We start from the raw sequence: 17564 nt of genomic DNA, 5'->3' as shown, positions 1-17564 counted from the left end.
GAATTACGTGTTCACTCTTGAGACTTGGTATTCATTTATCGTCTTGCGACGTTAAGAATCCGTATCTTCGAGTGCCCACACAGATTGTCTGATAAATTGTTAAAGAGCAGTGCCGCTTCGCTTTTTCTCAGCGGCGCGGGGTGTGCATAATACGCTTTCCCGCTACAGAGTCAAGCATTTTTTTGCTTTTCTCTGTTGAGATTCTCAGGAGAACCCCGCTGACCCGGCGGCGTGTTTGCCGTTGTTCCGTGTCAGTGGTGGCGCATTATAGGGAGTTATTCCGGCCTGACAAGCGAAAAATATAAAAACTTTATCGTTCGCTCATTTTTCAGGCAAAACATCTTAAATATAGTCTTTTCCGTCTAACTTATAGACAAAAACGAGCCCCGAAGGGCTCGTTTTATCATTTACTGGACGGCGACAATCCGGTCTTCATTAACTTCCAGGCGAATCACTTTACCCGGAACCAATTCACCAGACAGTATTTGCTGTGCCAGCGGGTTTTCAATCTGCTGCTGAATTGCACGTTTCAGAGGACGTGCGCCATAGACCGGATCGTAACCGTTCTCGCTCAGCAGTTTCAGCGCCTCGTCAGAAATGTGGATTTCATAACCACGTTCTTCCAGACGTTTATACAGACGTTTCAACTGAATCTGCGCAATCGACGCAATGTGCTGTTCACCCAGCGGATGGAAGACCACCACTTCATCGATACGGTTAATGAATTCCGGACGGAAGTTATGGCTAACCACACCGAGCACCAGCTCTTTCATGTGCGCATAATCCAGTTCACCGAAGCGTTCCTGAATCAAATCGGAACCGAGGTTAGAGGTCATAATGACAACCGTATTACGGAAGTCGACCGTTCTCCCCTGCCCGTCAGTCAGACGCCCATCATCCAGTACCTGCAACAGAATGTTGAAGACATCCGGATGCGCTTTTTCCACTTCATCCAGCAGAATGACGGAATACGGACGACGACGCACCGCTTCGGTCAGGTAGCCACCTTCTTCATAACCGACATATCCCGGAGGCGCACCAACCAGACGAGACACCGAGTGTTTCTCCATAAACTCGGACATATCGATACGGACCATCGCCTCGTCGCTATCAAACATAAAGTTCGCTAGCGCCTTACAAAGCTCAGTTTTCCCCACACCGGTTGGGCCGAGGAACAGGAATGAACCAATCGGGCGATTTGGATCCGCCAGCCCCGCACGGCTACGACGAATAGCGTTAGATACCGCATCAACCGCTTCGTTCTGACCAATAACGCGATGGTGCAGCTCTTGCTCCATACGCAGCAGTTTTTCGCGCTCGCTTTCCATCATGCGAGAAACCGGAATCCCCGTCCAACGCGCCAGCACTTCAGCAATTTCGGCGTCGGTCACTTTATTACGCAACAGACGCATAGTTTTGCCTTCGAGCTGCGTTGCGGCTTCCAGTTGCTTTTCCAGTTCCGGGATTTTACCGTATTGCAGTTCAGACATCCGCGCCAGGTCACCCACACGGCGAGCCTGTTCAATAGCGATTTTCGCCTGTTCCAGTTCCGCTTTAATGGTCTGCGTACCAGAAAGCGATGCTTTCTCTGCTTTCCACTCTTCTTCTAACTCGGAGTACTGACGTTCTTTGTCGCTCAGTTCTTCGTTGAGCATATCCAGGCGTTTTTTACTGGCTTCATCAGACTCTTTCATTAACGCCTGTTGTTCCAGTTTGAGCTGGATGATACGGCGATCGAGTCGGTCGAGTTCTTCTGGTTTTGAGTCAATCTGCATACGAATGCTGGATGCTGCCTCATCGATCAGGTCGATGGCTTTATCTGGCAGCTGACGGTCAGCAATGTAGCGATGAGACAACGTCGCCGCTGCAACAATTGCCGGGTCAGTAATTTGCACATGGTGGTGCAGCTCGTAACGTTCTTTCAGGCCACGTAGAATCGCAATGGTATCTTCAACAGAAGGCTCGGCAACAAACACTTTCTGGAAACGACGTTCCAGCGCAGCATCTTTTTCGATGTACTGGCGATATTCGTCAAGCGTCGTGGCACCTACGCAGTGCAATTCACCACGCGCCAGCGCCGGTTTCAGCATGTTTCCGGCGTCCATTGCGCCATCGGCTTTACCCGCACCGACCATGGTATGTAATTCGTCGATAAACAGGATGACGTTGCCTTCCTGTTTGGCAAGATCGTTAAGCACGCCTTTTAAACGTTCTTCAAACTCACCGCGATATTTCGCCCCAGCCACCAGCGCGCCCATATCCAGCGCCAGTACGCGGCGGCCTTTCAACCCTTCCGGCACTTCGCCGTTGATAATACGCTGCGCCAGACCTTCAACGATGGCAGTTTTACCGACGCCGGGTTCACCAATCAGTACCGGGTTATTTTTAGTACGACGTTGCAGCACCTGAATGGTACGGCGAATTTCTTCATCACGACCAATCACCGGATCGAGTTTGCCTTGTTCGGCTCGTTCGGTAAGGTCGATGGTATATTTTTTCAAAGCCTGACGTTGGTCTTCAGCACCTTGATCGTTCACGCTTTCACCTCCACGCATTTGTTCAATCGCTTGAGTAATGTTGGCGGTGGTCGCCCCTGCTGCTTTCAGGATGTCGGCCAGCGTGCCGCGAGACTCAAGTGCCGCCAGAACGAACAGTTCTGACGAGATAAAGTTATCACCACGTTTTTGCGCCAGCTTGTCGCAAAGATTAAGAACGCGCACCAAATCCTGTGATGGCTGGACATCACCACCAGTACCTTCAACCTGCGGTAAACGATTTAATGCCTGATTGATATCTGTGCGCAACTGGCCAGCATTAATGCCAGCGGATGTTAATAAAGGACTAACCGACCCCCCTTCCTGATTCAGCAGGGCGCTCATTAAATGAAGTGGTTCGATGAATTGGTTGTCGTGCCCGAGTGCAAGTGATTGGGCATCGGCAAGAGCAAGCTGGAATTTATTAGTAAGACGATCCAGACGCATAACTCCTCCCATAACGGATCAAAGTTGCTACTGGAGATTAAATGAGGTCATCCCTCAATTATTCAAGGTTATTGACCAGATTAATGTGAAAAGAAAATCACGCGTACCGGATCGTCTTGATTCTTTAGGTTATATCAGCCAAATGAAACTTGCCATACGACCGGTGGTCTTGTCGCGACGATAAGAGAAGAAAGTCTCATTTTCCGTATATGTACAACGGTCGCCGCCGAAAATTTGTTCAACACCAACGCTCGCCAGACGCTGCCGGGCAAGCTGATAAATATCCGCCAGATACTTATCACCATGCTGAATGAAAGCTGTACTCGCTTTGGCGTCTACTGCCATAAACGCCTCGCGAACCTCCGCCCCCACTTCAAACGCGCGTGGACCAATTGCCGGCCCTAACCAGGCGAGAATATTTTCCGGATTATCAGCAAAACAGGAAACCGTCTCTTCCAGCACACCTGAGCACAGTCCACGCCAGCCAGCATGAGCGGCGGCGACTTCCGTTCCCGCTCGATTGCAAAACAGCACGGGGAGGCAGTCGGCAGTCATCACTGCGCAAACCGTGCCCGGCGTATTGCTATAAGAGGCATCTGCTCGTTTTGAGACATAAGGTTCGCCAGTAAGCTTAAGCACATCTTTGCCGTGTACCTGCTCAAGCCAGACCGGTTTAGAAGGCAAATTGCCCGCAGCAAAAAGTCGCTTGCGATTCTCCTCAACGTGAACCGGGTTATCGCCACAATGAGCACCGAGGTTGAGCGAGTCATACGGGGGCAAGCTCACGCCGCCGATACGAGTAGAGCTACAAGCCGCAACACCTTTTGGCAGCGGCCACTGCGGGACAATTAGCTTACTCATAACCAGTCCACTTCATCCTTATGCTCTTCGAAATCGGCGCGCATCACATCAATCAGCTCCACCATATCTTGTGGAATAGGCGCATGCCATTCCATTTCGATGCCGGAGATCGGGTGATAAAGACGCAGCATGGTTGCATGAAGCGCCTGGCGGTCAAACTTACGCAGCGTGGAGATAAACGCTTCCGAAGCACCTTTTGGAGGACGCGGACGGCCACCATAAACCGGATCGCCCACCAGCGGATGAGTGATATGGGCCATATGCACGCGGATCTGGTGCGTACGTCCAGTTTCCAGACGCAACCGCAGACGCGTGTGCACACGGAAGTGTTCCATGATGCGATAGTGAGTCACCGCTGGTTTGCCCATCGGATGCACCGCCATGTGAGTACGTTTGGTCGGGTGGCGACTGATTGGCTCATCCACCGTACCGCCAGCGGTCATATGACCAATTGCGACAGCTTCATACTCACGAGTAATTTCACGCCGTTGCAAAGATTCGACTAAACGCGTCTGAGCCGGAACGGTTTTTGCCACAACCATCAGGCCAGTGGTGTCTTTATCCAGACGATGGACGATGCCCGCACGCGGTACATCGGCAATGGGCGGATAGTAATGAAGCAACGCATTCAGTACCGTGCCATCCGGGTTACCCGCGCCAGGATGAACCACCAGGTCGCGCGGTTTATTAATGACGATGATGTCTTCATCTTCATAGACGATATCCAGCGGGATATCCTGCGGTTCAAAACGCGCTTCTTCTTCAATCTCTGCGTTGATGGCAACCTGCTCGCCACCCAATACTTTTTCTTTCGGCTTATCACAAACTTTGCCGTTAACCAGCACGCGCTGGTCGAGGATCCATTCTTTTATTCGCGAACGTGAATAATCCGGGAACATTTCGGCCAAAGCCTGATCTAAGCGTTGACCGAGTTGGTTTTCGGACACCGTTGCAGTGAGCTGTACTCGTTGTGCCATATATACTGCTTCTTCGTTTATCGTTGGGGTTTTACGGCTTTGCCGTTTAATATAGTGTGCTATTGTAGCTGGTCTTAACCGGGAGCAGGAACAGAGAATCTCCCGTATTACATTTTGAGGAAAGTCAAAACGTCATGACGCGCATGAAATATCTGGTGGCAGCCGCCACACTAAGCCTGTTTTTGGCGGGTTGCTCGGGGTCAAAGGAAGAAGTACCTGATAATCCGCCAAATGAAATTTACGCGACTGCACAACAAAAGCTGCAGGACGGTAACTGGAGACAGGCAATAACGCAACTGGAAGCGTTAGATAATCGCTATCCGTTTGGTCCGTATTCGCAGCAGGTGCAGCTGGATCTCATCTACGCCTACTATAAAAACGCCGATTTGCCGTTAGCACAGGCTGCCATCGATCGTTTTATTCGCCTTAACCCGACCCATCCGAATATCGATTATGTCATGTACATGCGTGGCCTGACCAATATGGCGCTGGATGACAGTGCGCTGCAAGGGTTCTTTGGCGTTGACCGTAGCGATCGCGATCCTCAACATGCACGAGCTGCGTTTAGTGACTTTTCCAAACTGGTGCGCGGCTATCCGAACAGTCAGTACACCACCGATGCCACCAAACGTCTGGTATTCCTGAAAGATCGTCTAGCGAAATATGAATACTCCGTTGCCGAGTACTATACAGAACGTGGCGCATGGGTTGCCGTCGTTAACCGCGTAGAAGGCATGTTGCGCGACTACCCGGATACCCAGGCTACGCGTGATGCGCTGCCGCTGATGGAAAATGCATACCGTCAGATGCAGATGAATGCGCAAGCTGAAAAAGTAGCGAAAATCATCGCCGCAAACAGCAGCAATACATAACAGAAACCTGAAACACAAAACGGCAGCCCTTGAGCTGCCGTTTTTTTATTCTGTTAGTTGTGAAACTGAAGCGATTTAGTCACTATCGATCTCATCAAATATGGCTCGCTTTGAGATATTCCTCAAGTAAAAAAACACCTCTTCCTGCGATTTCTCACAAAAAAGATTCGTTGACAAAAAGTGACAAAATTATGAGATTTCCATCACACATTTTGACATCAGGAACGGTATGCTGAATTCACCAAGACGGGAAGACAAGAGGTAAAATTTATGACAATGAACATTACCAGCAAACAAATGGAAATTACTCCGGCCATCCGCCAACATGTCGCAGACCGTCTCGCCAAACTGGAAAAATGGCAAACACATCTGATTAATCCACATATCATTCTGTCCAAAGAGCCACAAGGGTTTGTTGCTGACGCCACAATCAATACACCTAACGGCGTTCTGGTTGCCAGTGGTAAACATGAAGATATGTACACCGCAATTAACGAATTGATCAACAAGCTGGAACGGCAGCTCAATAAACTGCAGCACAAAGGCGAAGCACGTCGTGCCGCAACATCGGTGAAAGACGCCAACTTCGTCGAAGAAGTTGAAGAAGAGTAGTCCTTTATATTGAGTGTATCGCCAACGCGCCTTCGGGCGCGTTTTTTGTTGACAGCGTGAAAACAGTACGGGTACTGTACTGAAGTCACTTAAGGAAACAAACATGAAACACACACCGTTTTTCTTCGCATTCTTTTTTACCTTCCCCTGAATGGGAGGCGTTTCGTCGTGTGAAACAGAATGCGAAGACGAACAATAAGGCCTCCCAAATCGGGGGGCCTTTTTTATTGATAACAAAAAAGGCAACACTATGACATCGGAAAACCCGTTACTGGCGCTGCGTGAGAAAATCAGCGCGCTGGATGAAAAATTATTAGCATTACTGGCAGAGCGGCGCGAACTGGCCGTTGAGGTGGGAAAAGCCAAACTGCTCTCGCATCGCCCGGTACGTGATATTGATCGTGAACGCGATTTGCTGGAAAGATTAATTACGCTCGGTAAAGCGCACCATCTGGACGCCCATTACATTACTCGCCTGTTCCAGCTCATCATTGAAGATTCCGTATTAACTCAGCAGGCTTTGCTCCAGCAACATCTCAATAAAATTAATCCACACTCTGCCCGCATCGCTTTTCTCGGCCCCAAAGGCTCCTATTCCCATCTTGCCGCTCGTCAGTACGCTGCCCGTCACTTTGAGCAATTCATTGAAAGTGGCTGCGCCAAATTTGCCGATATTTTTAATCAGGTGGAAACCGGCCAGGCCGACTATGCCGTCGTACCGATTGAAAATACCAGCTCCGGTGCCATAAACGACGTTTACGATCTGCTGCAACATACCAGTTTGTCGATTGTTGGCGAGATGACGTTAACTATCGACCATTGTTTGTTGGTCTCCGGCACTACTGATTTGTCCACCATTAATACGGTCTACAGCCATCCGCAGCCATTCCAGCAATGCAGCAAATTCCTTAATCGTTATCCGCACTGGAAGATTGAATATACCGAAAGTACGTCTGCGGCAATGGAAAAGGTTGCACAGGCAAAATCACCGCATGTTGCTGCGTTGGGAAGCGAAGCTGGCGGCACTTTGTACGGTTTGCAGGTACTGGAGCGTATTGAAGCGAATCAGCGACAAAACTTCACCCGATTTGTGGTGTTGGCACGTAAAGCCATTAACGTGTCTGACCAGGTTCCAGCGAAAACGACGTTGTTAATGGCGACCGGGCAACAAGCTGGTGCGCTGGTTGAAGCGTTGCTGGTACTGCGCAACCACAATCTGATTATGACCCGTCTGGAGTCACGCCCGATTCACGGTAATCCATGGGAAGAGATGTTTTATCTGGATATTCAGGCCAATCTGGAATCAGCGGAAATGCAAAAAGCATTGAAAGAGTTAGGGGACATCACCCGTTCGATGAAGGTATTGGGCTGTTACCCAAGTGAGAACGTAGTGCCTGTTGATCCAACCTGATGAAAAGGTGCCGGATGATGTGAATCATCCGGCACTGGATTATTAGTGGCGGTTGTCATTCGCCTGACGCAATAACACGCGGCTTTCACTCTGAAAACGCTGTGCGTAATCGCCGAACCAGTGCTCCACCTTGCGGAAACTGTCAATAAACGCCTGCTTATCGCCCTGCTCCAGCAACTCAATCGCCTCGCCGAAACGCTTATAGTAACGTTTGATTAACGCCAGATTACGCTCTGACGACATAATAATGTCGGCATAAAGCTGCGGATCCTGAGCAAACAGTCGCCCAACCATCGCCAGTTCAAGGCGGTAAATCGGCGAAGAGAGCGCCAGAAGTTGCTCAAGCTGAACATTTTCTTCTGCCAGGTGCAGCCCATAAGCAAAAGTAGCAAAGTGGCGCAGAGCCTGAATAAACGCCATATTCTGATCGTGCTCGACGGCGCTAATACGATGCAGCCGAGCGCCCCAGACCTGAATTTGCTCCAGAAACCATTGGTATGCTTCCGGCTTACGTCCATCACACCAGACCACAACTTGCTTTGCCAGGCTACCGCTGTCCGGGCCGAACATCGGGTGTAACCCCAGCACCGGACCATCATGCGCCGCCAGCATGGCCTGTAATGGTCCATTTTTCACCGATGCCAGATCGACCAGAATACAATCTTTCGGTAAAGGCGGTAATTTGCCAATAACTTGTTCAGTAACGTGGATGGGCACACTAACAATCACCATTCCGGCATCGGCAACAATATCAGCCGCTCGATCCCAGTCATGTTGCTCCAGAATCCGCACCTGATAACCCGAGAGTGTCAGCATCTTCTCGAACAGACGTCCCATCTGACCGCCACCACCAACGATAACTACCGGGCGTAACGCAGGACAAAGCGTTTTAAATCCTTTGTCGTTTTCACTGGAGTAAGATTCACGCATCACCCGACGCAAAACATCCTCAATCAGATCTGGCGGTACACCCAGAGCTTCCGCCTCTGCACGCCGCGAGGCCAGCATAGATGCCTCGCGCTCCGGAACATAAATAGGCAGTCCAAAGCGGCTTTTCACCTCGCCAACTTCAGCAACCAGTTCCAGACGCTTCGCTAATAAATTCAGCAGCGCTTTATCGACTTCATCAATTTGATCGCGTAATGCGGTCAATTCAGCAACCATAATAAACCTCTTAAGCCACGCGCGCCGTCAGCTGCCCGTTGAGATCATGATGGATCTCACGCAGTAAGGCATCGGTCATTTCCCAGCTAATGCAGGCATCGGTTACAGACACGCCGTATTTCATTTCGCTACGCGGCTGTTCGGAAGACTGATTACCTTCGTGGATATTACTTTCAATCATCAGACCAATAATTGAGCGATTGCCATCTTTGATTTGAGCAACCACGGATTCTGCCACCGCAGGCTGACGGCGATAATCTTTATTGGAATTACCGTGGCTGCAATCTACCATCAGAGACGGGCGCAGTCCCGCCTGTTCCATCTCTTTTTCACATTGCGCAACATCCGCAGGGCTATAATTCGGCGCTTTACCACCGCGCAGGATCACATGTCCGTCCGGATTCCCCTGAGTTTGTAGCAACGCAACCTGACCTGCCTGGTTAATGCCAACAAAACGGTGCGGCTGGGCGGCGGCGCGCATAGCGTTAATTGCCGTTGCCAGACTGCCATCGGTGCCGTTTTTAAAACCAACCGGCATGGAAAGCCCGGAGGCCATTTCACGGTGAGTTTGCGATTCCGTTGTACGAGCACCAATGGCTGACCAGCTAAACAGATCGCCCAAGTATTGCGGGCTATTTGGATCTAACGCTTCCGTCGCCAGTGGCAGTCCCATATTCACCAGCTCAAGCAGCAATTTACGCGCGATCTGCAGCCCGGCTTCTACATCAAAAGAGCCATCCATATGGGGATCGTTAATTAACCCTTTCCAGCCGACAGTGGTACGGGGTTTTTCAAAATAGACGCGCATTACCAGATAGAGGCTATCGCTGACCTCTGCGGCAAGGGCTTTAAATCGACGAGCATATTCCAGAGCAGTTTCCGGATCATGAATGGAACAAGGACCACATACTACCAGCAGACGAGGATCGCGCCCGGCGATAATATCTGAAATGGTTTTACGCGAGTCAGCAATCTGGGCTTCTTGTTGCAGGCTCAATGGAAAAGCGGCCTTCAGTTTTTCCGGAGTCATTAAAACCTGTTCGTCGGTAATATGTACGTTATTCAGCGCGTCTTTTTGCATGATGGCGATCCTGTTTATGCTCGTTTGCGATAGTTGATCCTCAGCGAGGATGACGTAACGATAACACATAAAGTAAAGTTTTCAATCCATATTTCGTACATTTTTCTTTACAGAAACAATTTTCTCGCGCTTTTGATGCTTATTTCGTACAAATAAATTTACACCTCATTTAAAAACAATCCGCTATGCTTTGAAAAAGGAGAAAGAAATGATGAAAAAGTTTATCGCCCCCTTGTTGGCTTTACTGGTTAGCGGATGTCAGATTGATCCTTATACTCACGCGCCAACCTTGACCAGCACCGACTGGTATGATGTCGGTATGGAAGATGCGATATCGGGCAGCGCCATAAAAGATGACGATGCATTTAGCGATTCACAGGCGGATCGCGGTCTATACCTTAAAGGATATGCCGAAGGACAAAAGAAAACTTGCCAGACCGATTTTACTTATGCCCGAGGACTTTCCGGTAAAAGCTTTCCTGCCAGCTGCAACAATGTTGAAAATGCCAGCCAACTGCATGAAGTATGGCAAAAAGGGGCTGATGAAAATGCCAGCACAATACGATTAAATTAATTAAAACCCCACAAATAAATTAAACATAAGATTTTATCTCATTGTGTTTTATTTCTCACATTGATGACGGTCGCATGAAAAAATGATATTTTAATGAGCATTCTGAAAAAATATCGATGCATTTCGAGCGAAGATGGTGGGGATCCCTGAATGCGTTTTTCTCACCGACTGTTCTTACTTCTGATTCTCCTGCTGACGGGAGCACCAATACTCGCTCAGGAGCCTTCTGACGTTGCGAAAAACGTGCGTATGATGGTTTCCGGTATTGTCAGTTACACCCGCTGGCCTGCGCTATCAGGGCCACCAAAGTTATGTATCTTTTCATCTTCACGTTTTAGTACCGCCCTACAAGAGAATGCCGCGACATCTTTGCCTTATCTGCCTGTCATCATTCACACTCAACAAGAGGCGATGATTTCAGGCTGCAATGGTTTTTATTTTGGCAACGAGTCACCGACATTCCAGATGGAATTAACCGAACAATATCCGTCAAAGGCGTTATTATTAATTGCCGAACAAAATACCGAGTGCATTATTGGTAGCGCCTTTTGTCTGATCATCCACAATAATGACGTCAGATTTGCCGTAAACCTGGATGCCTTATCGCGTAGCGGTGTAAAGGTCAACCCGGATGTCTTGATGCTCGCACGGAAGAAAAATGATGGATAACGATAATTCTCTTAATAAGCGCCCCACGTTTAAAAGAGCATTACGCAACATCAGTATGACCAGCATATTTATCACTATGATGCTGATCTGGTTGCTGCTTTCCGTGACCTCGGTGCTGACCCTGAAACAGTACGCGCAAAAAAACCTGGCACTGACAGCAGCAACAATGACTTACAGTCTGGAAGCAGCTGTCGTTTTTGCCGATGGCCCTGCAGCAACTGAAACACTGGCAGCGCTGGGCCAGCAAGGGCAATTTTCAACTGCAGAAGTACGTGATAAGCAGCAAAATATTCTGGCATCCTGGCATTACACCCGTAAGGATCCAGGCGATACTTTCAGCAATTTCATAAGCCACTGGCTCTTCCCTGCCCCCATCATTCAGCCGATTCGTCACAATGGCGAAACCATTGGCGAAGTACGCTTAACCGCTCGCGACAGTTCAATCAGCCATTTCATCTGGTTTTCGCTCGCTGTCCTGACCGCCTGCATTCTGCTAGCGTCAGGCATTGCAATTACCCTCACCCGCCATTTGCACAATGGCCTGGTGGAAGCACTGAAAAATATCACCGATGTCGTACATGATGTGCGTTCCAACCGCAATTTTTCCCGACGAGTTTCGGAAGAACGTATCGCTGAGTTTCACCGCTTCGCTCTCGACTTCAACAGTCTGCTGGATGAAATGGAAGAGTGGCAGCTTCGTTTACAGGCCAAAAATGCGCAGCTTCTGCGTACCGCGCTACATGACCCATTAACCGGGCTGGCTAACCGCGCAGCGTTTCGTAGCGGCATCAATACGTTGATGAACAATTCCGATGCCCGAAAAACGTCGGCGTTACTATTTCTTGATGGCGATAATTTCAAATATATCAATGATACCTGGGGTCATGCGACGGGCGATAGAGTCTTGATTGAAATCGCAAAACGGTTAGCTGAATTTGGCGGGCTGCGACATAAAGCATACCGCCTGGGCGGCGATGAATTCGCGATGGTGCTCTATGATGTACAGTCGGAATCTGAAGTGCAGCAGATATGCTCAGCACTGACACAAATCTTTAATCTCCCGTTTGATCTTCATAATGGCCATCAGACCACCATGACATTAAGCATTGGTTACGCGATGACCATTGAGCACGCCTCTGCGGAAAAATTACAAGAGCTTGCCGATCACAATATGTATCAGGCCAAACACCAGCGTGCCGAAAAGCTGGTGAGATAACAAGGATATATCGATATGATAAAGCACCTGGTAGCACCCCTGATTTTCACCTCACTAATACTGACTGGCTGCCAGTCCCCTCAGGGAAAGTTTACTCCTGAGCAAGTCGCCGCTATGCAATCTTATGGATTTACTGAATCCGCCGGCGACTGGTCGCTGGGCTTATCAGATGCCATTCTGTTCGCAAAAAATGACTACAAATTGCTCCCGGAAAGCCAGCAACAGATCCAAACCATGGCAGCCAAATTGGCCTCGACAGGGCTAACACATGCCCGTATGGATGGACACACCGATAACTATGGTGAAGACAGTTACAACGAAGGCTTATCATTGAAACGGGCGAATGTCGTGGCCGATGCATGGGCTATTGGTGGACAAATTCCACGCAGCAATCTCACCACACAGGGTTTAGGAAAAAAATATCCCATAGCCAGTAACAAGACCGCCCAGGGCCGCGCCGAGAACCGCCGCGTCGCAGTGGTGATTACAACCCCTTAAAACACGAGCAAACAGATAAAAAAGGGCCAGCCAATTGGCCAGCCCTTCTTAACAGGATGTCGCTTAAGCGAAACCTTAGTTAAGACGCTCTTTGATACGAGCAGCCTTACCAGTACGCTCACGCAGGTAGTACAGTTTAGCTTTACGAACAGCACCACGACGTTTGACAGAAATGCTGTCAACTACCGGAGAGTGAGTCTGGAAGACACGCTCAACGCCTTCGCCGTTGGAAATTTTACGAACAGTGAATGCAGAGTGCAGACCGCGGTTACGAATAGCGATAACCACGCCCTCGAATGCCTGCAGACGTTTTTTGGAACCTTCAACAACCCATACTTTCACTTCCACGGTATCACCCGGACGGAAGGAAGGTACGTCCTGCTTCATCTGCTCTTGTTCAAGTTGCTTAATAATGTTGCTCATAATTTAATCTCTTATCCTGGGTAAACTGATATCTCGGGGGCTTACGCCATCCCATCATGTTTATGTTGCTGTTGTGCGTGTTCCGTTTTGAACTCCGCCAGCAACCTTGCTTGCTCTTCAGTCAGAGCCAGGTTTTCCAGAAGTTCAGGTCTTCTAAGCCAGGTACGGCCCAGCGACTGTTTCAAACGCCAGCGACGTATCTCGGCATGGTTGCCCGACAGTAACACTGGCGGAACTTCCATCCCTTCTAACACCTCAGGCCGCGTATAGTGCGGGAAATCCAGCAATCCTTCAGCAAAGGAATCTTCCGTTGCTGAGGCTTCATGTCCCAGTACTCCCGGAATAAACCGGGAAACGGAGTCAATCAGCGTCATTGCTGGTAACTCACCACCACTGAGAACGTAATCGCCGATTGACCATTCTTCGTCAATTTCGGTTTGGATCACGCGCTCATCTATACCTTCGTAGCGACCGCACACCAGAATCAATTTTTGATTCGTTGCCAGTTCGCTGACGCCCGCTTGATCAAGCTTGCGTCCCTGTGGTGACAGATAAATCACCTTTGCGCCTTCACCCGCCGCAGCTTTTGCTGCATGAATGGCGTCCCGCAAGGGTTGCACCATCATTAACATCCCCGGTCCGCCGCCGTAAGGACGATCGTCCACGGTACGGTGCCGGTCATGCGTGAAGTCGCGAGGACTCCAGCTCTGGATGCTCAGCAGGCCATTTTTAACTGCCCGGCCAGTTACCCCGTAATCGGTAATTGCGCGGAACATTTCAGGAAACAGGCTAATTATGCCAATCCACATAGCGCCGTCTTTTACCGTTTATCCGGTGGTTTAAAAACCAGGATCCCAATCTACTTCGATTGAACGAGTAGTGAGATCGACTTTCTTGATAACCTGCCCATCGAGGAACGGTACGAGACGTTCCTTGATACCAAACGCATCTTTCAGGTTTGCCTTAATGACGAGAACATCATTAGATCCGGTTTCCATCATATCGACGACTTTACCGAGATCGTAGCCTTCAGTGGTTACTACCTGGCAGCCCATCAGGTCTTTCCAGTAGTAGTCACCCTCTTCAAGCTGAGGCAGCTGCGATGAATCCACGACAATTTCACAATTCGTCAGCAGGTTCGCCGCATCACGATCGTCAACGCCTTTCAGCTTGATGATCATGTCCTGATTGTGGTGCTTCCAGCTTTCCAGCTGGACTTGCTGCCACTGACCCGCCTTCTGGATAAACCAGGGCTGATAGTCAAAAATGCTTTCGGCGTCTTCGGTGGAAGAAAACACTCTGAGCCACCCACGAATACCGTAAGACGAACCCATTTTTCCCAAAACGATGGGATCAACAGGTGCTTGCGCGGTGAGTTGTTTGCTCATCATGACCACCGTGACAGATTAAGCTGCTTTGTTTACTTCTTTGATCAGCGCAGCAACGCGATCAGAAATAGTTGCGCCCTGGCCAACCCAGTGAGCGATGCGATCCAGATCCAGGCGAGTGCCTTCTTCTTTTTCGCTAGCGATTGGGTTGAAGAAACCAACGCGCTCGATGAAGCGACCGTTGCGTGCATTACGGCTGTCAGCGACAACAACCTGGTAGAACGGACGCTTTTTAGCGCCGTGACGTGCTAAACGAATAGTTACCATAACATCCTCTTGTGTGAATAAAACAACCGGACCCCATCGAGGAACGGAGTCCGGTGTCATATTAAAAGCCCGAAAATTTTACTCATTTTTGCGGAAATTGCAATCAACAGTTGCTAACTCTGCTGTAAAAGGCCGTCGGCGGTGCAGCCAGTTTGGTGCCGGAGTGCGCGCAGTCACCGGAGCGTACACGCAGTACGTGAGGATGACGAGCACACCCCGGTGCCAAAATGGCAAACAAGCCAGGCCGATTAGCGACCAGGAAATCCCGGCGGCATCATACCCTTCATGCTTCTCATCATCTTCGCCATTCCGCCCTTCTTCATTTTCTTCATCATGCGCTGCATGTCGTCGAACTGCTTCAGAAGGCGGTTAACGTCCTGTACCTGCATCCCGCAACCGGCGGCGATACGACGCTTACGCGAACCTTTGATGATTTCTGGCTTAGCGCGCTCTTTCATCGTCATCGAGTTGATGATGGCTTCCATACGCACCAGCACTTTATCGTCCATCTGCGACTTGACGTTATCCGGGATCTGCCCCATGCCCGGCAGCTTGCCCATCAGGCTAGCCATGCCGCCCATATTTTTCATCTGGCGCAGCTGCTCAAGAAAGTCGTTGAGATCGAAGCCGTCGCCTTTTTTTAGCTTGCTGGCTAATTTCTCTGCCTGCGCGCGGTCAACTTTGCTTTCGATATCTTCGATCAGTGACAGTACGTCGCCCATGCCGAGAATACGCGACGCGATGCGGTCAGGATGGAACGGCTCCAGCGCCTCAGTTTTCTCGCCAACACCGAGGAACTTGATCGGTTTGCCAGTGATGTGACGAATAGAGAGCGCCGCACCGCCGCGGGCATCGCCGTCCACTTTGGTCAACACTACACCGGTAAGCGGTAACGCTTCATTGAATGCTTTTGCCGTATTGGCCGCATCCTGACCGGTCATGGCGTCAACCACAAACAGGGTTTCAACCGGATTAATCGACGCATGGACTTGTTTGATCTCATCCATCATCGCTTCGTCAACGTGCAGACGACCAGCAGTATCCACCAGCAGCACGTCGTAGAATTTCAGTTTGGCTTCTTTCAGCGCCGCGTTAACGATATCTACCGGCTTCTGACCAACATCAGAAGGGAAGAAATCAACGCCCACCTGCTCTGCCAGCGTCTCAAGCTGTTTGATTGCCGCCGGGCGATAAACGTCGGCGGAAACCACCAGCACTTTCTTCTTGTGCTTCTCGCGCAGGAACTTACCGAGTTTACCAACGCTGGTTGTTTTACCGGCACCTTGCAGGCCTGCCATCAGCACGACCGCAGGCGGTTGCGCAGCCAGGTTCAGGGTCTGGTTCTCTTCGCCCATCGCCGCAACCAGTTCGTTACGGACGATTTTGACGAACTCCTGCCCCGGCGTCAGGCTCTTATTAACTTCATGACCAACCGCTTTCTCTTTTACGCGATTGATAAACTCACGCACTACCGGCAGAGCGACGTCCGCCTCCAGCAGCGCCATGCGCACTTCGCGCAGCGTATCTTTTACGTTGTCTTCAGTGAGGCGTCCACGGCCACTGATATTGCGCAGCGTGCGCGACAAACGATCGGTTAAATTATCAAACATTGTCTCTCGCCTGGGGTGGAAACGGTTGGCCGCAATCGCGACACATCATCAGTATATTGCCGCAGTATAACATGAAGGCGTCTTTGTTGTTATGCAACGGTTGGAGCAGCGTTCACCTAACGCTATACTGCTTCTCTTTCTTATTGCTCAAACTGTCGACATTACTATGCCCGTTTTTGCTCTGCTCGCGCTTGTCGCCTACTCCGTCAGTCTTGCGCTGATTGTTCCCGGTCTGCTGCAAAAAAACGGCGGCTGGCGGCGCATGGCTATTATTTCTGCGGTCATCGCGCTGGTCTGCCACGCAATCGCTCTGGAAGCCCGCATCCTGCCCGACGGTGATAGCGGACAAAACCTCAGCCTGCTGAACGTTGGTTCATTGGTCAGTTTGATGATCTGTACGGTAATGACCATTGTGGCTTCTCGCAATCGTGGCTGGTTGCTGCTACCCATTGTCTATGCCTTTGCGCTTATCAACCTGGCGCTGGCGACATTCATGCCCAATGAATACATCACCCATCTGGAAGCAACGCCTGGGATGCTGGTGCACATTGGCTTATCGCTCTTTTCCTATGCCACGCTGATTATCGCCGCCCTGTACGCGCTGCAACTGGCGTGGATTGATTACCAACTGAAGAACAAGAAGCTGGCGTTTAACCAGGAAATGCCGCCATTGATGAGTATCGAGCGTAAAATGTTCCACATCACGCAGATTGGCGTGGTGCTGCTAACGCTCACGCTTTGCACTGGCCTGTTCTACATGCACAACTTATTTAGCATGGAAAATATCGACAAGGCTGTGCTCTCTATCGTGGCGTGGTTTGTCTATATTGTGCTGCTGTGGGGACATTATCATGAAGGATGGCGTGGACGCCGCGTCGTCTGGTTTAACGTTGCGGGTGCAGTCATCCTGACACTGGCCTACTTCGGCAGCCGAATTGTCCAGCAGTTAATCAGCTAAAC

At 50.0% G+C, this 17564-nt stretch carries 19 protein-coding genes and 1 other annotated feature; of the genes, 9 read left to right on the top strand and 10 right to left on the bottom strand.

Annotated elements, in window-relative coordinates; genetic code table 11:
• Positions 1-407 precede the first annotated feature (407 nt).
• The 3 genes from clpB to rluD form a co-directional block, all read right to left on the bottom strand.
• Positions 408-2981 (bottom strand): ATP-dependent chaperone ClpB, encoded by a 2574-nt coding sequence (clpB, locus tag ACJHX3_RS22320; RefSeq protein WP_001235102.1) that lies wholly within the window; start codon positions 2979-2981, stop codon positions 408-410.
• A gap of 129 nt (positions 2982-3110) precedes the next feature.
• The gene (gene yfiH, locus ACJHX3_RS22315; RefSeq protein WP_000040165.1) at positions 3111-3842 is read right to left on the bottom strand and encodes a purine nucleoside phosphorylase YfiH; all 732 of its coding nucleotides are present in this window, start codon (positions 3840-3842) and stop codon (positions 3111-3113) included.
• Entirely contained in the window at positions 3839-4819 is a 981-nt protein-coding gene (gene rluD, locus ACJHX3_RS22310; RefSeq protein WP_000079109.1) for a 23S rRNA pseudouridine(1911/1915/1917) synthase RluD, read from the bottom strand. Before rluD ends, yfiH begins: the two co-directional genes overlap by 4 nt.
• Positions 4820-4953: 134 nt before the next feature.
• Here rluD and bamD point away from each other — a divergent pair, with 134 nt between their 5' ends.
• The 4 genes from bamD to pheA all read left to right on the top strand — a co-directional run bounded on the left by bamD (position 4954) and on the right by pheA (position 7714).
• Positions 4954-5691 (top strand): outer membrane protein assembly factor BamD, encoded by a 738-nt coding sequence (gene bamD, locus ACJHX3_RS22305; RefSeq protein ID WP_000197686.1) that lies wholly within the window; start codon positions 4954-4956, stop codon positions 5689-5691.
• A 270-nt stretch (positions 5692-5961) separates the two neighbouring features.
• Entirely contained in the window at positions 5962-6303 is a 342-nt protein-coding gene (gene raiA, locus ACJHX3_RS22300) for a ribosome-associated translation inhibitor RaiA (RefSeq protein ID WP_000178456.1), read from the top strand.
• A 102-nt stretch (positions 6304-6405) separates the two neighbouring features.
• Positions 6406-6531, top strand: a sequence feature (Phe leader region).
• The gene (gene pheL, locus ACJHX3_RS22295) at positions 6407-6454 is read left to right on the top strand and encodes a pheA operon leader peptide PheL (RefSeq protein WP_001386991.1); all 48 of its coding nucleotides are present in this window, start codon (positions 6407-6409) and stop codon (positions 6452-6454) included. (Overlaps the previous feature by 48 nt.)
• A gap of 22 nt (positions 6532-6553) precedes the next feature.
• The gene (pheA, locus tag ACJHX3_RS22290; protein WP_000200119.1) at positions 6554-7714 is read left to right on the top strand and encodes a bifunctional chorismate mutase/prephenate dehydratase; all 1161 of its coding nucleotides are present in this window, start codon (positions 6554-6556) and stop codon (positions 7712-7714) included.
• Between the two features lie 42 nt (positions 7715-7756).
• Here pheA and tyrA read toward each other — a convergent pair whose 3' ends face one another.
• Positions 7757-8878 (bottom strand): bifunctional chorismate mutase/prephenate dehydrogenase, encoded by a 1122-nt coding sequence (gene tyrA / locus ACJHX3_RS22285; RefSeq protein ID WP_000225203.1) that lies wholly within the window; start codon positions 8876-8878, stop codon positions 7757-7759.
• Between the two features lie 10 nt (positions 8879-8888).
• Positions 8889-9959 (bottom strand): 3-deoxy-7-phosphoheptulonate synthase AroF, encoded by a 1071-nt coding sequence (gene aroF / locus ACJHX3_RS22280; RefSeq protein ID WP_024043869.1) that lies wholly within the window; start codon positions 9957-9959, stop codon positions 8889-8891.
• A 208-nt stretch (positions 9960-10167) separates the two neighbouring features.
• Between aroF and ACJHX3_RS22275 the strand changes: the two genes are divergently transcribed.
• The 4 genes from ACJHX3_RS22275 (at position 10168) to ACJHX3_RS22260 (ending at position 12916) form a co-directional block, all read left to right on the top strand.
• Positions 10168-10533, top strand: coding sequence for a DUF2799 domain-containing protein (locus tag ACJHX3_RS22275; protein ID WP_000976004.1), 366 nt, complete (start codon positions 10168-10170; stop codon positions 10531-10533).
• A 150-nt stretch (positions 10534-10683) separates the two neighbouring features.
• Positions 10684-11202, top strand: a complete 519-nt coding sequence (locus ACJHX3_RS22270; RefSeq protein ID WP_001212391.1) for a YfiR family protein — start codon at positions 10684-10686, stop codon at positions 11200-11202.
• Entirely contained in the window at positions 11192-12418 is a 1227-nt protein-coding gene (gene dgcN / locus ACJHX3_RS22265) for a diguanylate cyclase DgcN (RefSeq protein WP_000969021.1), read from the top strand. The genes ACJHX3_RS22270 and dgcN overlap by 11 nt, the downstream gene beginning before the upstream one ends.
• Positions 12419-12433: 15 nt before the next feature.
• Positions 12434-12916, top strand: a complete 483-nt coding sequence (locus tag ACJHX3_RS22260) for an OmpA family protein (protein WP_000589825.1) — start codon at positions 12434-12436, stop codon at positions 12914-12916.
• A gap of 75 nt (positions 12917-12991) precedes the next feature.
• Here ACJHX3_RS22260 and rplS read toward each other — a convergent pair whose 3' ends face one another.
• The 5 genes from rplS to ffh all read right to left on the bottom strand — a co-directional run bounded on the left by rplS (position 12992) and on the right by ffh (position 16604).
• Positions 12992-13339, bottom strand: coding sequence for a 50S ribosomal protein L19 (gene rplS / locus ACJHX3_RS22255; protein WP_000065253.1), 348 nt, complete (start codon positions 13337-13339; stop codon positions 12992-12994).
• Positions 13340-13380: 41 nt separating this feature from the next.
• Entirely contained in the window at positions 13381-14148 is a 768-nt protein-coding gene (trmD, locus tag ACJHX3_RS22250; protein WP_094308548.1) for a tRNA (guanosine(37)-N1)-methyltransferase TrmD, read from the bottom strand.
• 30 nt (positions 14149-14178) lie between these two features.
• Complete coding sequence (rimM, locus tag ACJHX3_RS22245; protein ID WP_000043335.1) at positions 14179-14727, bottom strand: ribosome maturation factor RimM; 549 nt, start codon at positions 14725-14727, stop codon at positions 14179-14181.
• 18 nt (positions 14728-14745) lie between these two features.
• Positions 14746-14994, bottom strand: coding sequence for a 30S ribosomal protein S16 (gene rpsP / locus ACJHX3_RS22240; protein WP_000256450.1), 249 nt, complete (start codon positions 14992-14994; stop codon positions 14746-14748).
• A 248-nt stretch (positions 14995-15242) separates the two neighbouring features.
• The gene (ffh, locus tag ACJHX3_RS22235) at positions 15243-16604 is read right to left on the bottom strand and encodes a signal recognition particle protein (RefSeq protein WP_000460035.1); all 1362 of its coding nucleotides are present in this window, start codon (positions 16602-16604) and stop codon (positions 15243-15245) included.
• 166 nt (positions 16605-16770) lie between these two features.
• On the opposite strand from ffh, the gene ACJHX3_RS22230 reads away from it, so the two are divergent.
• The gene (locus tag ACJHX3_RS22230) at positions 16771-17562 is read left to right on the top strand and encodes an inner membrane protein YpjD (RefSeq protein WP_001338897.1); all 792 of its coding nucleotides are present in this window, start codon (positions 16771-16773) and stop codon (positions 17560-17562) included.
• Positions 17563-17564 lie beyond the last annotated feature (2 nt).

It is taken from the genome of Escherichia sp. WS1265 (assembly GCF_046487585.1).
GTDB lineage: Bacteria > Pseudomonadota > Gammaproteobacteria > Enterobacterales > Enterobacteriaceae > Escherichia > Escherichia coli.
This window is presented reverse-complemented; position numbering and strand designations above follow the sequence as displayed.

What these genes read in the sequence shown, in the direction of transcription:
- clpB (WP_001235102.1), bottom strand. Translation starts at nt 2,981, where the DNA reads ATGCGTCTGGATCGTCTTACTAATAAATTCCAGCTTGCTCTTGCCGAT.
- yfiH (WP_000040165.1), bottom strand. Translation starts at nt 3,842, where the DNA reads ATGAGTAAGCTAATTGTCCCGCAGTGGCCGCTGCCAAAAGGTGTTGCG.
- rluD (WP_000079109.1), bottom strand. Translation starts at nt 4,819, where the DNA reads ATGGCACAACGAGTACAGCTCACTGCAACGGTGTCCGAAAACCAACTC.
- bamD (WP_000197686.1), top strand. Translation starts at nt 4,954, where the DNA reads ATGACGCGCATGAAATATCTGGTGGCAGCCGCCACACTAAGCCTGTTT.
- raiA (WP_000178456.1), top strand. Translation starts at nt 5,962, where the DNA reads ATGACAATGAACATTACCAGCAAACAAATGGAAATTACTCCGGCCATC.
- pheA (WP_000200119.1), top strand. Translation starts at nt 6,554, where the DNA reads ATGACATCGGAAAACCCGTTACTGGCGCTGCGTGAGAAAATCAGCGCG.
- tyrA (WP_000225203.1), bottom strand. Translation starts at nt 8,878, where the DNA reads ATGGTTGCTGAATTGACCGCATTACGCGATCAAATTGATGAAGTCGAT.
- aroF (WP_024043869.1), bottom strand. Translation starts at nt 9,959, where the DNA reads ATGCAAAAAGACGCGCTGAATAACGTACATATTACCGACGAACAGGTT.
- ACJHX3_RS22275 (WP_000976004.1), top strand. Translation starts at nt 10,168, where the DNA reads ATGATGAAAAAGTTTATCGCCCCCTTGTTGGCTTTACTGGTTAGCGGA.
- ACJHX3_RS22270 (WP_001212391.1), top strand. Translation starts at nt 10,684, where the DNA reads ATGCGTTTTTCTCACCGACTGTTCTTACTTCTGATTCTCCTGCTGACG.
- dgcN (WP_000969021.1), top strand. Translation starts at nt 11,192, where the DNA reads ATGATGGATAACGATAATTCTCTTAATAAGCGCCCCACGTTTAAAAGA.
- ACJHX3_RS22260 (WP_000589825.1), top strand. Translation starts at nt 12,434, where the DNA reads ATGATAAAGCACCTGGTAGCACCCCTGATTTTCACCTCACTAATACTG.
- rplS (WP_000065253.1), bottom strand. Translation starts at nt 13,339, where the DNA reads ATGAGCAACATTATTAAGCAACTTGAACAAGAGCAGATGAAGCAGGAC.
- trmD (WP_094308548.1), bottom strand. Translation starts at nt 14,148, where the DNA reads ATGTGGATTGGCATAATTAGCCTGTTTCCTGAAATGTTCCGCGCAATT.
- rimM (WP_000043335.1), bottom strand. Translation starts at nt 14,727, where the DNA reads ATGAGCAAACAACTCACCGCGCAAGCACCTGTTGATCCCATCGTTTTG.
- rpsP (WP_000256450.1), bottom strand. Translation starts at nt 14,994, where the DNA reads ATGGTAACTATTCGTTTAGCACGTCACGGCGCTAAAAAGCGTCCGTTC.
- ffh (WP_000460035.1), bottom strand. Translation starts at nt 16,604, where the DNA reads ATGTTTGATAATTTAACCGATCGTTTGTCGCGCACGCTGCGCAATATC.
- ACJHX3_RS22230 (WP_001338897.1), top strand. Translation starts at nt 16,771, where the DNA reads ATGCCCGTTTTTGCTCTGCTCGCGCTTGTCGCCTACTCCGTCAGTCTT.